The organism is Streptomyces sp. Isolate_45, from assembly GCF_024721315.2.
GTDB lineage: Bacteria > Actinomycetota > Actinomycetes > Streptomycetales > Streptomycetaceae > Streptomyces.
On sequence record NZ_JANFAK020000045.1, the window covers coordinates 1 to 15,304 of the forward strand.

General features: G+C 71.3%; 11 protein-coding genes. 9 read left to right on the forward strand and 2 right to left on the reverse strand.

Translation table 11 applies throughout. From position 1 onward, the window contains the following. The 6 genes from NOD94_RS16905 to galE form a co-directional block, all read left to right on the forward strand. Positions 1–3,130 (forward strand): Rne/Rng family ribonuclease (locus NOD94_RS16905; protein ID WP_281206774.1); only part of this gene is annotated, 3,130 nt, incomplete at its 5' end. A 280-nt stretch (positions 3,131–3,410) separates the two neighbouring features. After that, positions 3,411–3,731 carry a 50S ribosomal protein L21 gene (gene rplU, locus NOD94_RS16910; protein WP_030159347.1) on the forward strand — a complete coding sequence of 107 codons (321 nt, stop codon included), beginning with the start codon at positions 3,411–3,413 and terminating at the stop codon, positions 3,729–3,731. A gap of 13 nt (positions 3,732–3,744) precedes the next feature. Continuing rightward, the gene (gene rpmA, locus NOD94_RS16915) at positions 3,745–3,999 is read left to right on the forward strand and encodes a 50S ribosomal protein L27 (protein ID WP_048480572.1); all 255 of its coding nucleotides are present in this window, start codon (positions 3,745–3,747) and stop codon (positions 3,997–3,999) included. A gap of 168 nt (positions 4,000–4,167) precedes the next feature. Then, positions 4,168–5,613, forward strand: a complete 1,446-nt coding sequence (gene obgE, locus NOD94_RS16920; protein WP_281206775.1) for a GTPase ObgE — start codon at positions 4,168–4,170, stop codon at positions 5,611–5,613. A gap of 57 nt (positions 5,614–5,670) precedes the next feature. Continuing rightward, the gene (locus tag NOD94_RS16925) at positions 5,671–7,308 is read left to right on the forward strand and encodes a glycosyltransferase family 2 protein (protein WP_281206776.1); all 1,638 of its coding nucleotides are present in this window, start codon (positions 5,671–5,673) and stop codon (positions 7,306–7,308) included. 16 nt (positions 7,309–7,324) lie between these two features. Further along, positions 7,325–8,344: a UDP-glucose 4-epimerase GalE gene (gene galE / locus NOD94_RS16930; RefSeq protein ID WP_281206777.1), complete on the forward strand. Its 1,020-nt coding sequence runs from the start codon at positions 7,325–7,327 to the stop codon at positions 8,342–8,344. Positions 8,345–8,424: 80 nt separating this feature from the next. Here galE and NOD94_RS16935 read toward each other — a convergent pair whose 3' ends face one another. Both NOD94_RS16935 and NOD94_RS16940 read right to left on the reverse strand, forming a co-directional pair. Continuing rightward, positions 8,425–9,606 carry a glycosyltransferase gene (locus NOD94_RS16935; RefSeq protein WP_281206778.1) on the reverse strand — a complete coding sequence of 394 codons (1,182 nt, stop codon included), beginning with the start codon at positions 9,604–9,606 and terminating at the stop codon, positions 8,425–8,427. Further along, on the reverse strand, positions 9,603–12,473 hold the full coding sequence (locus tag NOD94_RS16940; protein ID WP_281206779.1) for a bifunctional glycosyltransferase family 2 protein/CDP-glycerol:glycerophosphate glycerophosphotransferase: 2,871 nt from the start codon (positions 12,471–12,473) through the stop codon (positions 9,603–9,605). The genes NOD94_RS16935 and NOD94_RS16940 overlap by 4 nt, the downstream gene beginning before the upstream one ends. A gap of 158 nt (positions 12,474–12,631) precedes the next feature. On the opposite strand from NOD94_RS16940, the gene NOD94_RS16945 reads away from it, so the two are divergent. The 3 genes from NOD94_RS16945 (at position 12,632) to proB (ending at position 15,263) form a co-directional block, all read left to right on the forward strand. Then, positions 12,632–13,609 (forward strand): glycosyltransferase family 2 protein, encoded by a 978-nt coding sequence (locus tag NOD94_RS16945; protein ID WP_281206780.1) that lies wholly within the window; start codon positions 12,632–12,634, stop codon positions 13,607–13,609. Beyond that, complete coding sequence (locus NOD94_RS16950; protein ID WP_281206781.1) at positions 13,606–14,043, forward strand: GtrA family protein; 438 nt, start codon at positions 13,606–13,608, stop codon at positions 14,041–14,043. Before NOD94_RS16945 ends, NOD94_RS16950 begins: the two co-directional genes overlap by 4 nt. A 92-nt stretch (positions 14,044–14,135) precedes the next feature. Next, on the forward strand, positions 14,136–15,263 hold the full coding sequence (proB, locus tag NOD94_RS16955) for a glutamate 5-kinase (protein WP_281206782.1): 1,128 nt from the start codon (positions 14,136–14,138) through the stop codon (positions 15,261–15,263). Positions 15,264–15,304 lie beyond the last annotated feature (41 nt).

Genomic DNA, 15,304 nt, shown 5'->3' on the forward strand with positions numbered 1-15,304 from the left:
GCCCGAGGCCGCGGCCCCGGCTCCGAACCGCGCCGCCCGCCGCGCCGCGCGTCCCGCCGTGGCCGTCTTCCAGGCCCCGGTCTTCGCCGAGCCGATGTTCCAGACCCCGGAGACCGCCGCCATGGCCGCCGCGGCCGCCGCCGCCGCGTCCCAGGCGGAGGAAGTCGAGGAGGACGAGGACGAGACCGAGGTCGAGGCGCAGGCCCCGGCCCCCGTCGAGCAGCCCGCGGGCCGTCGCCGCCGCCGTCGTGGCGCCGCCGCCGAGCCCGTCGCCGCGCCCGCCGCGCCCGCGCCCAGCGCCCCCGTGTCGCTGGCCGACGTCGAGCTCCTCGACGAGGAGCAGGACGCCGAGGTCGAGGCCGCCGAGCTCGACGAGGACGAGGCCGACGAGTCGGGCGAGCGCCCCTCGCGCCGTCGCCGTCGCGGTGGCCGTCGTCGCCGTCGCGGTGAGGCCGCCGACCTCGACGAGTCCGCCGAGGAGGAGACCGGCGCCGCCGAGGAGGCCGAGGAGGAGGACGCCGATGACGCGGACGACGCCGAGCTCGGCTCCTCGTCCAGCCGTCGCCGCCGTCGCCGTCGCCGTCGCAGTGGTGACTCCGGCCCCGACGCCGAGGCGGCCGAGGAGGACGGCGTACGCACCGTCGTCAAGGTCCGCGAGCCGCGCCCGGCGCGCGAGCGCAGCGAGTCCACGTCCTCCGACGAGGTCCAGTCCATCAAGGGCTCGACCCGCCTGGAGGCCAAGAAGCAGCGCCGCCGCGAAGGTCGCGAGCAGGGCCGCCGCCGCGTCCCGATCATCACCGAGGCCGAGTTCCTGGCCCGCCGCGAGGCCGTCGAGCGCGTCATGGTCGTCCGCCAGTCCGGCGAGCGCACCCAGATCGGCGTGCTGGAGGACAACGTCCTCGTCGAGCACTACGTCAACAAGGAGGAGGCCACCTCCTACGTCGGCAACGTCTACCTGGGCAAGGTCCAGAACGTGCTGCCGTCCATGGAGGCCGCCTTCATCGACATCGGCAAGGGGCGCAACGCCGTCCTTTACGCCGGTGAGGTCAACTTCGAGGCGCTCGGCATGGCCAACGGGCCGCGCCGCATCGAGTCCGCCCTCAAGTCCGGCCAGTCGGTCCTCGTGCAGGTCACCAAGGACCCGATCGGCCACAAGGGCGCCCGCCTGACCAGCCAGGTCTCGCTGCCCGGCCGATACCTGGTCTACGTGCCCGAGGGCTCGATGACCGGCATCAGCCGCAAGCTGCCCGACACCGAGCGCGCGCGCCTGAAGACCATCCTCAAGAAGATCGTCCCCGAGGACGCGGGCGTCATCGTGCGCACCGCCGCCGAGGGTGCGAGCGAGGACGAGCTGCGCCGCGACGTCGAGCGCCTGCAGGCCCAGTGGGAGGACATCCAGAAGAAGTCGAAGCAGATCTCGACCTCTTCGCCGAGCCTGCTGTACGGCGAGCCGGACATGACCGTCCGCGTCGTCCGCGACATCTTCAACGAGGACTTCTCGAAGGTCATCGTCAGCGGCGACACCGCCTGGGAGACCATCCACGGCTACGTGAACCACGTGGCTCCGGACCTGGCCGACCGGCTGTCGCGCTGGACCTCCGAGGTCGACGTCTTCGCGACGTACCGGATCGACGAGCAGCTCGCCAAGGCGCTCGACCGCAAGGTGTGGCTGCCCTCGGGCGGTTCCCTCGTGATCGACAAGACCGAGGCGATGATCGTCATCGACGTCAACACCGGCAAGTTCACCGGTCAGGGCGGCAACCTCGAGGAGACCGTCACCAGGAACAACCTGGAGGCGGCCGAGGAGATCGTGCGCCAGCTGCGGCTGCGCGACCTGGGCGGCATCGTCGTCATCGACTTCATCGACATGGTCCTGGAGTCCAACCGCGACCTGGTCCTGCGGCGCATGCTGGAGTGCCTGGGCCGCGACCGCACCAAGCACCAGGTGGCCGAGGTCACCTCGCTGGGCCTGGTGCAGATGACCCGCAAGCGGGTGGGCCAGGGTCTGCTGGAGTCCTTCTCCGAGACCTGCGTCCACTGCAACGGTCGCGGCGTCATCGTCCACATGGAGACCCCGACCGTGGTGGGCGGCGGTGGCAACGGCAAGCGTTCCAAGCGCCGTGGCGGCCGTGGCCCCGAGCACGAGCACGACCACGACACCGAGACGGTCGAGACCGGCACCGACGTGTACGAGGCCGACACGGAGATCGAGACCGAGGCCGAGGTGGCCGCCGAGGCCGCCGCGCCGCGGGCGCTGCCGGAGCCGGAGTTCGTCGCCGACGAGGAGCTGTACGGCAGCGCCGCCGAGGCGGAGGCCGCCGCCGGTGTCAGCGGTCGTCGCAACCGTCGCCGCGCCACCCGCAAGGCGACCGCTCCGGCGGGCGCCCCGCGCGGTGCGGTGCGGCCCGCCGCGGCCCCGGTGACCCCGGTGGTCGAGGACGAGCCGGTCGTGGAGCCCGCCGACACGGTCCTGGAGCCCGCCCCCGAGGCCGTCGAGGCCGCGGAGACGGTCGCCGCCGAGGCCCCGGAGGCCCCCGTCGAGGAGGCCGCGCCCAAGGGCCGGACCCGTCGCCGCGCCACCCGTAAGGCGACCGCTCCGGCGGGCGCCCCGGCCGGCGAGGCCGCTGCCCCGGCAGCCCCCGCCACGCCGGAAGCGGCGGTGGCCCCGGCCGCCGTCGAGCCGGAGTCCGTCGCCCCGGTCGTGACGGAGGCCGAGCCGGCCGCTGTCGAGCCCGAGCCGGTCGCCGAGGCCGTCGTGGAGGCCGCTCCGTCCCGTCCGCGGCGCCGCGCCGTCCGCAAGGCCACCGCACCCGCGGGTGCGGCGGAGGCGGCCGTCGTGGTGGTCGAGAGCGCCGCTGCCGACGTCGCCGAGCCGGTGACCGGGGCCGAGGCCCCGGCCGCCGAGGCCGAGGCCGAGCCGGCCCCGGTGAAGAAGGCGCGCAAGGCGCCGGCCAAGAAGGCGACGACCACGGCCGCGAAGAAGGCCCCGGCCAAGAAGGCGGCGGCCGCGAAGAAGACCGTCGCGAAGAAGACGACGGCCAAGAAGACCGTGGCGAAGCGGGCGACGAAGAAGACCGCGGCGGCGGAGCAGACGCTCCCGTCCGTCTCGGCTCCGACCGACGAAGCCTGATCCGCTCCATGACCGTGGGCCCCGCCGGAAGGCGGGGCCCACGGCCTTGCGGGGCCCGGTTTGACCCTCCGGAACCAGGCCCGTAACCTAGACCGTCGGCGTGTCTTGGACGATTACCGTTCAACGTGCGTCGCGCTCCTGAGCACCTTCCTCCCACATCGTCCGCGCGAGCGGACGGGTCACGGGAGAGGCCGCTCGTCCAATCCGGATCACCGTGGGCCCCGGCCCGCGTGAGTGGCTGGCTTCAGGAGCATCCGTCCCGAGTGAGAGAGAGATCCGCGTGTACGCCATCGTGCGCAGCGGTGGTCGCCAGCACAAGGTTGCTGTCGGCGACATCGTTGAAGTTGACAAGATTTCCACTGCCAAGGTTGGCGACACGGTCGAGCTCTCGACCCTGCTCGTTGTCGACGGCGACGCCGTGACCAGCGACCCGTGGGTGCTGGCCGGGATCAAGGTCCAGGCCGAGATCGTGGACCACCACAAGGGCGCCAAGATCGACATCCTGCGCTACAAGAACAAGACCGGCTACCGCCGTCGCCAGGGTCACCGCCAGCAGTACACGGCGATCAAGGTCACCGGTATCCCCACGGCTGCGAAGTAAGAGGGACTGAGACATGGCACACAAGAAGGGCGCATCGTCCACCCGGAACGGGCGCGATTCCAATGCTCAGCGGCTCGGCGTGAAGCGCTTCGGCGGTCAGGTCGTTTCCGCTGGTGAGATCCTCGTCCGCCAGCGCGGCACCCACTTCCACCCGGGTTCGGGTGTGGGCCGTGGCGGCGACGACACGCTGTTCGCGCTGCAGGCAGGTGCCGTCGAGTTCGGTACCCACCGTGGCCGCAAGGTCGTCAACATCGTTCCGGCCGCCTGATCCAGCTCCTGCTGATCAAGGCGTACTGAACTCCCCGAGGGCGGATCTCAACTCTTCCCGGCGCATGCCGGGAAGAGAGGTCCGCCCTCGGCGCGTTGTCACATAGACACGTTAAATGGGTAGCAAGGCCTGCCCGGGACATTCCCGCATGTATCTGGAGGAACAACCATGACCACCTTCGTGGACCGCGTCGAGCTGCATGTCGCCGCGGGTAACGGGGGCCACGGCTGCGCCTCCGTTCACCGGGAGAAGTTCAAGCCGCTCGGCGGCCCCGACGGCGGCAACGGCGGCCGTGGCGGCGACGTCATCCTGGTGGTGGAGCAGGCGATCACCACCCTGCTGGACTACCACCACAGCCCGCACCGCAAGGCGACCAACGGTCAGCCCGGCGCGGGTGACAACCGCTCCGGCAAGGACGGCCAGGACCTGATCCTGCCCGTGCCGGACGGCACCGTCGTCCTCGACAAGGAGGGCAACGTCCTCGCCGACCTCGTCGGCCAGGGCACCACCTACGTCGCCGGTGAGGGCGGCCGCGGCGGCCTCGGCAACGCCGCGCTCTCCTCGGCCCGCCGCAAGGCGCCCGGCTTCGCGCTCCTCGGCGTGCCCGGCACGACCGGCGACATCGTCCTGGAGCTCAAGACCGTCGCCGACGTCGCGCTGGTCGGTTTCCCGAGCGCGGGCAAGTCCTCGCTGATCTCGGTGCTCTCCGCCGCCAAGCCGAAGATCGCGGACTACCCCTTCACCACCCTCGTCCCGAACCTGGGCGTCGTCACCGCCGGCTCGACGGTCTACACCATCGCCGACGTACCGGGCCTCATCCCGGGCGCCAGCCAGGGCAAGGGCCTCGGCCTGGAGTTCCTGCGCCACGTCGAGCGCTGCTCGGTACTGGTGCACGTCCTCGACACCGCCACCCTGGAGTCGGACCGCGACCCGCTCGCCGACCTCGAAGTCATCGAGGAAGAGCTGCGTATCTACGGCGGCGGCCTGGAGAAGCGGCCCCGCCTCGTCGTCCTCAACAAGGTCGACATCCCCGACGGTCAGGAGCTCGCCGACATGGTGCGCCCCGACCTGGAGGCCCGCGGCTACAAGGTCTTCGAGGTCTCCGCGGTCGCCCGCACCGGCCTGAAGGAGCTGTCCTACTTCCTCGCCGAGGTCGTGGCCAAGGCCCGCTCCCGCAAGCCGAAGGAGGAGGCGACCCGCATCGTCATCCGTCCGAAGGCCGTGGACGACTCCGGCTTCACCGTCACCTACGACGAGGTCGAGGACGTCTACCAGGTGCGCGGCGAGAAGCCCGAACGCTGGGTCCGCCAGACCGACTTCAACAACGACGAGGCCGTCGGCTACCTCGCGGACCGGCTCAACCGGCTGGGTGTCGAGGACGCGCTGAAGAAGGCCGGTGCCCGTGCCGGCGACGGCGTGGCCATCGGCTCCGACGAGAACTCCGTCGTCTTCGACTGGGAGCCGACCATGATGGCCGGCGCCGAGATGCTGGGCCGCCGAGGCGAGGACCACCGCCTGGAGGCACCGCGCCCGGCCACCACGCGCCGCAAGGACAAGGAAGCCAAGCGCGGCGACTCCTCGCAGCAGGAGTACGACGAGTTCCGCCCGTTCTGATCCCGCGGCCGCGGGGGCTTGAAGCCGGCTTTACACCGTTCGCCTAGGATCCTGCGGGTGAACAGCAGCAATTCCGGCACTGACGCCGCCGCGGCCACCGCCGTCTCCGTCGTGGTGATCGCGTACAACGACGCCGGGCTCGTGGGCGAGGCCGTTGCCTCGGCCCTCGCCCAGGGCCCGGTCGTCGCCGAGGTCATCGCGGTCGACGACGCCTCCTCGGACGGCACCGGACGGGTGCTGGACGAGCTGGCCGCGGCCCACCCCCGGCTCAAGGTCGTCCACCGCACGGAGAACAGCGGCGGCTGCGGCACCCCCCGCAACGACGGGATCGCCGCCGCGACCTCCCCGTACGTCCTGTTCCTGGACAGCGACGACGTCCTGCCCCCCGGCGCCGCCGCCGCGCTGCTCGCGGCCGCCGAGGAACACCGGGCCCCCGTCACCGTCGGCGCGTGCGTGCGCCGCGAGCTGCCCGAGGGCCGCGACGTGCCGTGGATGCCCGGCCTGCACACGCCGGGCGAGGTCATCGAACGGCCCGCCGACCGGCCCGAACTGGTCCGCGACACCCTCTGCGTCAACAAGCTCTACGAACGCGCCTTCCTCGAGAAGCACGGCATCCGGTTCCCCGACGGCCGCTTCGTCTACGAGGACTTCCTCTTCACCGCGCGCGTCCTCGCCGCCGCCCCCCGCATCGCCGTCATCGGCGACCTCGTCTACGTGTGGCACGTGCGCCGCAGCGCCGCCCGCAAGTCGATCTCCCTCGACCGCGCCGACGTGAGCAACTGGCGGTCCCGCGTCGAGGCCCACCGCGCCGCCTCCGCCACCCTCGCCGAGTCCTCCCCGGAGCTCGGCCGCGCCTGCCAGGTCAAGTTCCTCGACTACGACCTGCGGATGTACCTGCGCGAACTCGGCCAGGACCCCGGCTACCGGGCGGCCTGGTGGGAGCTCACCCGGGCCTACCTGAAGGGCTTCGCCGAGGCCGACATCGCAGCCGCCCCCGCCCGTGCCCGGTGGGCCGCACGCGTCCTGCTGGCGGGCGAGGTCCCGCCCGCCGACGTGGAGCGCCTGACCCGCCTCGCCGCCGAGCCGGCCCGGCTGCAACCCCCGTACGCCACGGACCCGGCCGGGCTGCCGGTGTGGAGCGAGGAACTGCCCGTCCCCCTCGACGGCCTCGCCGCGCTGCCCGTCGCGCAGCTGCCCGTCACCGTCGACGCCGAACCCGCCGGGGGCGGCGCCGTCCGGCTCCGCGTCCGTGACCTGTACGGCCGCCTCGCCGAGGCCGGGCCGGAGACCGTCGCGCTGACCTTCCACCCCCGGACCGGTACGGAGCCCGTGCCCGCCCGCCCCGTGGAACTGCGCCCCGCCGCCGACGGCGACGGCTGGACCGCCGAGGTGCCGTTGCGGCCCGCCGCGCTGGCCGCCCTCGGCCGCCGCCGGGGCCTGCGCGGCATGCAGGCCTGGGACGTCCGGGCAGGCGTGCACTGCTCCGACGGGAGCTCCCTGGTCACCTCCCTGCGCCCCCTGGGCGGTCTGCTCCGTCGCCGCGCACTGCCCAGCAGCCGGTACGGTGTTCTGCTGGCGCAGCCCTACCGGACGGCGGCCGGAGCACTGGCCCTGCGCCTGGCCCCCGGAGCCGGGGGCGCACTGACCTTCGTACGCAACCGCCTCGACCGCGCCCGCACGCGCCGGTCGCGCTAGAGCTCGGGAGACACGCATGACATTTCTGATCACCGGTGGCGCCGGCTACATCGGCGCGCACGTCGTTCGCGCGATGCTGCTCGCCGGGGAGGAGGTCGTGGTGCTCGACGACCTCTCCACGGGCAACGAGGACCGGGTCCCGGAGGGCGTTCCGCTGGTGGTCGGATCTGTCCTGGACCGGCTGGTGCTCGACGACACGATCCGCCGCCACCAGATCACGGGCGTCGTGCACCTGGCGGGCAAGAAGCAGGTCGGCGAGTCCGTCGAGAAGCCGATGTACTACTACCACGAGAACGTGCAGGGCCTCACGGTGCTGCTCCAGGCCGTGGCCGCCGCGGGCATCCGCAACTTCCTGTTCTCCTCCTCCGCCTCCGTGTACGGGATGCCCGACGTGGACTCGGTCACCGAGGAGACCCCCTGCCGGCCGCTGAGCCCGTACGGCGAGACGAAGCTGGCCGGCGAGTGGCTGGTCCGGGCCGCCGGCAAGGCGCACGGCATCTCCACCGCCTGCCTGCGCTACTTCAACGTGGCGGGCGCCGCCACCCCCCAGCTCGCGGACACCGGGGTCTTCAACCTGGTCCCGATGGTCTTCGAGCGCTACGACGCCGGTGAGGGCGCCCGCATCTTCGGCGACGACTACCCGACCCCGGACGGCACCTGCATCCGCGACTACATCCACGTCGAGGACCTCGCCGACGCCCACGTGGTGGCCGCGCGCCGGCTCGCCGAATGGGGTGCGGCGGGGGACCACAAGGACCTCACCGTCAACATCGGCCGGGGCGAGGGCGTCTCCGTCAAGGAGATGGTCGAGCTGCTGAACGAGGGCACCGGCCACACCCACGCGCCGGTCGTCACCCCGCGACGCCCCGGCGACCCGGCGAAGGTCGTGGCCTCGGCCGACCGGATCGCCGCCGAGCTGGGCTGGAAGGCCCGGCACGACGTACGCGAGATGATCACCTCGGCGTGGGCCGGCTGGGAGGCCAACAAGGCGGGCACCACCCGCCAGGACCCGCACAAGGACGTCCACACGGTCTGATCCGTCACCGCCGACGAAGCCGCCCGCCCCGGAAAGGTCCGGGGCGGGCGGCTTCGCGTCCAACGGGGCCGGGCGGTCCCTCAGCGGTCCAGGAACGCGAACAGGGCTTCCCAGCGGTCGGTGATCTCGTCGCTGGAGAAGCGCCGCACGCTGCGGAAACCGGCGTCACCGAGCCGGTCGCGCAGGTCCGCGTCCGACATCAGGGCGTCCAGGTGCCCGGCGAGTTCCATAGTGTTGCCGAGGCGGGCCAGCAGCCCGTCCTCGCCGTGCTCCACGATCTCCCGTACGCCCGGCGCGCAGTCGAAGGCGGCCACCGGTAGGCCCGCCGCCATCGCCTCCAGCAAGGTGATCGGGAAGCCCTCGGCGCGGGAGGCCTGGGCGAAGACCGAAGCCCCGCGCAGGGCGCCCAGCACGTCGTCGGTGCTGCCCATCCACTCCACGGAGTCGTCGAGCCCGAGCGAGGCGCAGTGGGCCCGCAGGGACTCCTCCTCGATGCCGGCCCCGTGGATCCGCAGGGTCCAGTCGGGGTGGTGCGGTGCCGCGTCCGCCCACGCGTCGAGAAGCAGGTCCACGCCCTTCTCGAAGGCGAGGCGGCCGACGCTCGCGACGACCTTCGAGGTGCGCGGGGCGGGGGAGTCCGGCATGAACGGCAACGGGTTCGGCATGCTGTCGACGTTCTCCATACCGGCCCGGATCCACAGGTCGGCGTCCTCCGGGGTCAGTACCAGCAGCCGGTCGACCTGGGAGTAGTGGCGGCGGACCCGATCGCCCCGCGTGGACTTCTGGCTGGCCTCGAAGGACTCGTGGCTCATGCCGATGACCGACAGCCCCTTGGTGTCGGCGAGGGCCACCCACTCCATCGCCCAGACCTGGGTGACGATGACCACGCCGCCGGGCCGGGCCGCGCGGAAGAGACCGCTCAGCGTCTCCGCCCGGTCCCGCATCCCGGCCCGCCGGACAGCCTGCCGGCGGCGCTCGGGGGCATTGAGCCGGCCCTTGATGCCGTGCAGCCGGCGTGCCTTCGGCGGGTGGGCGTCGTAGAGCGTCGTCGTCGCGTACGGCAGGTCGGCGGGCAGCTTCTGGCGGATCTCCTCGGCGACGGGGGCGATGCCGACGACGTGCACCCGGTGCCCGCGGTCGGTCAACAGCCGGGCCATCTGGTGCGACCAGGTCGTCACCCCGCCGAGCTCGTCGACGCTGTTGGAGACGAGGAAGACGTCGCGGCCGCCCGGCGCTGTGGACTCGTGGGGCTGCTGGCTCACTTGCCGCTCCTGGTGAAGAACTTCTCGACGATCCGGCGGGCGGCGTCGCCCCGGTCGTACTCGCCGAACTCGGTGAGGAAACGCTGACGGGCCTCGGCGTACTTGGCGTCCGCCTCGTCGAAGGCCGCGACGGCCTGCATCAGCTCGTCGGCCGTGGACACGACCGGGCCCGGCGCCTTCTCCTTCAGGTCGAAGTACGTGCCGCGGATGTCCGTCGCGTACGCGTCGTAGTCGTAGGCGAAGAACAGCATCGGCCGGTCCAGCACCGCGTAGTCGAACATCACGGACGAGTAGTCGGTGATCAGTCCGTCGGCGAGGGCCAGCAGCGGGGTGACGTCGTGGTGCCGGGACACGTCGAGGACGCGGCCCGCGACCGACGGCGGCAGCGACACGCTGTTGAGGTAGTGCGTGCGCACCAGCAGGGTGAAGCGGTCGCCGAGTCGGTCGGCGAACTCCTCCACGTCGAAGGGGAACTCGAAGTTCTCCACCGTGCCGTCCGCGTTCGCCCGGAACGTCGGCGCGTACAGCAGCACCTTCTTGTCCGGGTCGATGCCCAGCTCCGCGGCGAGCGGTCCGCGCAGCCGCTCCCCGCTGTCCGCCTCGGCGCGGTGCGCCTCGACCAGGGCGTCGTTGCGCGGGTATCCGGTGCGCAGCAGGACCTCGTCGCGCAGCCGGAAGCCCTTGGCGAGGGTGCGGGTGTCGTGCTCGGAGCGGATCAGGAAGTGGTCGAAGCGGTCGACGGCCGCCTGGAAGCGGTCCTGCCCGGCCTTGCCCTGCGCCTTGGTACGGGGCTCGTGGAAGCCCATCCGCTTGAGCGCGGACCCGTGCCAGGTCTGGATGTACGTGGTCCCCGGGCGCTTGGTCAGGGCCAGCGGGAACCCCTGGTTGTCGACCCAGTACTCGGCCTGCGCGAGCGCCCGCAGGTACGGCCAGCTCCAGCGCCGCACCAAGGTGGCCTCCTTGGGGAAGCCGGTCGGCTTGCCGCCCGCGTACGACCAGATCGCCTCGAACGGCGCGCCCTGGCGGACGAGCTCCTCGTAGATGGCCTTGGGGCTGTCGCTGTACTGCTTGCCCATGTGGCTCTCGAAGACGATCGTGCCCTTCTTGACGGGCAGCTTCGAGAAGACCTCGTGGTAGACCTTCACCTTCTGCTCGCCCGAGCCGATGTTGCGGCGGGCCTTCAGCGCGCGGCGCAGGCCGCGCTTGACCACTCCGGCGGCCTTGCCGTGCATCGCGCTGTTGATGAGCGTCTGGGTGCGGACGGCCGCGGGGCCCTCGGCGGTCAGGACGTAGGAGAGGTTGCCCTTCTTGGTCATCTCCGGCTCGAAGCGGTCGGAGACGAGTCGGGTCAGACGCGGGCGCACCCGCAGCCGCGCGGCGGAATCGAGGTCGACGCCGCCGACGGAAACACGGGTCGTCATCCGGTCGGAGCCCGCAGTCAGCTTCAGCCGGACGTCCCAGACGGCGTCGATGATGCCGAGCGGGCGGACGGTGCTGCCGACGTCGGCCGTGGTGGACCACTCGATCGAGTCACCGGCGTGGCGGACGGTTGCCACCGGGAAGCTGAAGGAGCGGACCCCGATCTGCCGTCGGGCCCGGAATTCGAGCGAGGCCTTCAGCTCGGTGCCGGCCTGGATCCGGCCCAGCGGGTTCACGATGGAACCGGCCAGGGTGACGGTGCCGCGCCCGTCGTCCTCGTAGGAGGTCAGACGGTTGCCGAGGCACAGGGAGGAGAGCGGGGCGGTGTGGAAGCCCTGCTCGGTGACGTCCAGTATCCGGCGGCCCTCGGCGTCGTCGAGGTGGCCCGCGCACCAGTAGACGCGGCCGTCGCGCTCCGCGAGCGGGGAGGACAGCCGCCCCTTGTTGGTCATCGCGTCGGCCGCGGCGAGGAGGTTGTCCCAGTCCTCCTTGCCCAGCAGGTAGGCGCAGATGGCTTGGAGGTGGGTGACGTTGTCGTACGCGGCGGGGTCGAGGTCCGCGAGGTAACCGTTCGCCAGCCGGGCGAACTGCTGCCGGTAGTCGTCACCGAGGAGCGGCAGGTCACGCAGGTGCAGCACCAGGTCGTGCTTGAGGAACTTGGCGTCCTTCGCCGACTTGATCGCGGTGTGGCCCTTGGCGGCGAGCAGCTCGTCGACGCGGCGGTGGATCTCCATCCGGTGGACGAAGTTCGCGATCTCGTGGCGCCGGTTGCTGATCGACTTCGCCGCGGCCTTCTCGACCACGTTCCAGAAGTAGACGTGGTTCGGGATCAGGGTGATCCGCCGGGCGGCCACGTAGGCCTGCGCGGAGAACAGCAGGTCCTCGTAGTGGATGCCGACCGGGAACTCCAGGCCCTGCTCCAGCAGGAACTCGCGCCGGTAGCACTTGTTCGTGGAGAGGGTGTCGTAGACCAGCAGGTCCGGGTACTCGGTGATCGACTCCAGCGTGCGGGTGCGCGCGTAGATCCACGGGTACCACTCGGTGGTCTTGTTCCACCGGTTGTCGAGGTGCACGCGCACGCACATGCCCGACACCAGGTCGGACCCGGTGCGCTCGGCGGCCGCCAGCATGTTCCGGCAGGCGTTGCGCTCCAGTACGTCGTCACTGTCCAGGAACATGACGTACGTGCCCGTGGCCCGCTGGATGCCGTGATTGCGGGGCGCGCCGCAGCCGCCGCTGTTCTCGGGTAGCTGGAAGGCGCGCACCCGTCCCGGATGCGCCGCTTCCAGCTCCTTGGCGACCGAGTAGGACCCGTCCTTGCTGCAGTCGTCCACGATCACGACTTCGACCCCGCGCAGGGTCTGGTCCAAAACCGACTGGACGGCTGTCTGCAGACGCTCTGCGTCGTTGTAGACGATGACGACCACGGAGACGTCAGGCACGTGCACCTCGATCCCTTCGTTCCATTCCGCTTATCCAGTCAAAGCTACCGTGTGCCGCACGCGACTCCGGCAGGCCGGCCACCGGCGTGCATACTTCTAAGGAAGAGGTGAGTGGCGGGTCCGGTCGCCGACAATCACCCGTTCGGACCCAGCAGGAAGTGCTCATGACCAAGCTGTCGGTAGTTGTCCCTTGTTACAACGAAGAAGCCGTGATCGACAGTTTCGACGCGGAGATCAGGCGGGTACTGGACGACCTGCCCGTCGAGTACGAGGTCTGCTACGTCGACGACGGCAGCCGTGACGGAACTCTCGAAAAGCTTCGTAAGATCGCCTCCGAGTACGCCGACCGGACGCGGTACGTGTCCTTCAGCCGCAACTTCGGCAAGGAGGCGGGCATGCTCGCCGGCCTGCGCGAGGCCACCGGCGACGCCGTCGTCATCATGGACGCCGACCTCCAGCACCCGCCGGAGCTGATCGCCACCATGCTGGAGCACTACCGGCAGGGCCACGACCAGATCATCGCCCGTCGCACCCGCGAGGGCGACAAGAAGGTCCGCTCGGCCCTCAGCCGCCTCTACTACCGGGGCGTCAACCGCTGGGTCGACGTCGAGCTCGCCGACGGCGTCGGAGATTTCCGCATGCTGTCCCGGCCGGCCGTGGACGCCCTGCTCGCGCTCCCCGAGTACAACCGCTTCTCCAAGGGACTCTTCTCCTGGATCGGCTTCGACACCGTCCACTTCGACTACCGCAACGCCCAGCGCGAGGCCGGCGAGACGAAGTGGAAGTTCGGCAGCCTGCTGAACTACGGCATGGACGGGCTGATCTCGTTCAACAATCGCCCGCTGCGGATCGGGATCTGGCTCGGCGTGTCGCTGGTGGGCCTGACCGGCCTGTACGCGCTGTGGATCACCATCATGGCGATCACCAACGGCATCGACTCGCCGGGCTACGTCACCCTCGTCGCGATGATCGCCGGAATCGGCGGCGTGCAGATGATCATGCTGGGTCTGATCGGCGAATACATCGGCCGCATCTACTACGAGACCAAGCGCCGCCCCCACTTCCTGGTCAAGGAAGCCCACGGCGCCGAGCGCATGCCCGGCATCTCCGAAGCCGTGATCGCGGAGCGCAGCCGCCGATGACGAAGAAGGACCAGCTCGGCCAGATCCTTCGGTTCGCCCTCGTGGGCGGCGTCAACACCGGCACCTTCTTCGGGTTCTACCTGCTGCTGCACCCGTGGATGCCGTACTTCGCCGCCTACACCCTGGCCTTCGTGCTGTCGATGATCGGGTCGTTCTTCATGAACACCTACTTCACCTACCGCACCCGGCCCACCTGGAAGAAGTTCCTGTTCTTCCCGCTGACCAACGTCACCAACTACGTCATCCAGTCCGTCGGCCTCTACGCCCTCGTCACCTGGGCCGGGATGGACACCCGGATCGCGCCGCTCGTCGCGGCCGTCGTCGCCATCCCCTTCACCTTCCTGCTGTCCCGCAAGATCCTGGTGCCGGGAGCGGCCCGCGCGGCGGAACCCGCGCCCGCGCCCGCGTCGTCGTCGCCGTCGTCCACGGTCTGAAACCGCCGAGCGCGCGCTCACGGCCACCCCGTAGATTGGGCAGGTCGGCCGGACCCTCGTCCGGCCGTCCGGCAAGGGGCAAGGGGACAGACGTGTCAGGGGCAAGGCAAGGCGTGCTGGACGCCCGCAGGATCGTGGTCAAGGTCGGTTCCTCCTCCCTGACCACGGCGGAGGGCGGACTCGACGCCGACCGGGTGGACGCCCTGGTCGACGTACTGGCCAAGGCGCGCAGCGGCGGGGAGAAGGAGATCGTCCTGGTCTCCTCCGGAGCCATCGCCGCCGGACTCTCCCCGCTCGGCCTGCGCCGCCGACCCAAGGACCTCGCCCGCCAGCAGGCCGCCGCCAGCGTCGGCCAGGGCCTGCTCGTCGCCCGGTACACCGCCTCCTTCGCCCGCTACGGCGTCCGCGTCGGCCAAGTGCTGCTCACCACCGACGACACCAGCCGGCGCGCGCACTACCGCAACGCCTACCGGACGCTCGACCAGCTCCTGGCCATGGGCGCGCTGCCCGTCGTCAACGAGAACGACACCGTCGCCACCGACGAGATCCGCTTCGGCGACAACGACCGGCTGGCCGCCCTCGTCGCCCACCTGGTCCGCGCCGACCTCCTCGTCCTCCTCTCCGACGTCGACGGCCTCTACGACGGCGACCCGTCGCAGCCCGGCACCACCCGCATCGACGAGGTCCGCGGCCCCCAGGACATCGCCCACGTCACCATCGGCAGTGCCGGCAAGGCGGGCGTCGGCACCGGCGGCATGGTCACCAAGGTCGAAGCCGCGCGGATCGCCGCCGCCGCGGGCATCCCCGTCGTCCTCACCTCCGCCAGTCAGGCCGCCGACGCGCTCTCCGGCCGCTCGACCGGTACCCACTTCCACGCCACCGGCCGCCGCTCCGCCGACCGGCTCCTGTGGCTCCAACACGCATCGACCCCGCAGGGCCACCTCGTCCTGGACGACGGCGCCGTGCGCGCCGTCACCGAACGCGGCAGCTCCCTGCTGCCCGCCGGGATCGCCGCCGTCGAGGGCGACTTCGTCGCCGGGGACCCCGTGGAGCTGCGGTCCGCGGACGGCCGCGCCGTCGCGAGGGGCCTGGTCAACTTCGACGCCAAGGAGCTCCCGCAGCTCCTCGGCCGCTCCACCCGCGAGCTCGCCAGGGAGCTCGGACCGGCGTACGAGCGGGAGGTCGTACACCGTGACGATCTGGTGCTGCTCCAGGGCTGAGGTTCGGCAAAACCGCCGCGCGGGGGGCCGGGGACTGGTCA

Excerpts from the sequence above, each read along its gene's own strand:
- rpmA (WP_048480572.1), top strand. The coding sequence starts at position 3,745 with ATGGCACACAAGAAGGGCGCATCGTCCACCCGGAACGGGCGCGATTCC.
- NOD94_RS16945 (WP_281206780.1), top strand. The coding sequence starts at position 12,632 with ATGACCAAGCTGTCGGTAGTTGTCCCTTGTTACAACGAAGAAGCCGTG.
- obgE (WP_281206775.1), top strand. The coding sequence starts at position 4,168 with ATGACCACCTTCGTGGACCGCGTCGAGCTGCATGTCGCCGCGGGTAAC.
- NOD94_RS16950 (WP_281206781.1), top strand. The coding sequence starts at position 13,606 with ATGACGAAGAAGGACCAGCTCGGCCAGATCCTTCGGTTCGCCCTCGTG.
- galE (WP_281206777.1), top strand. The coding sequence starts at position 7,325 with ATGACATTTCTGATCACCGGTGGCGCCGGCTACATCGGCGCGCACGTC.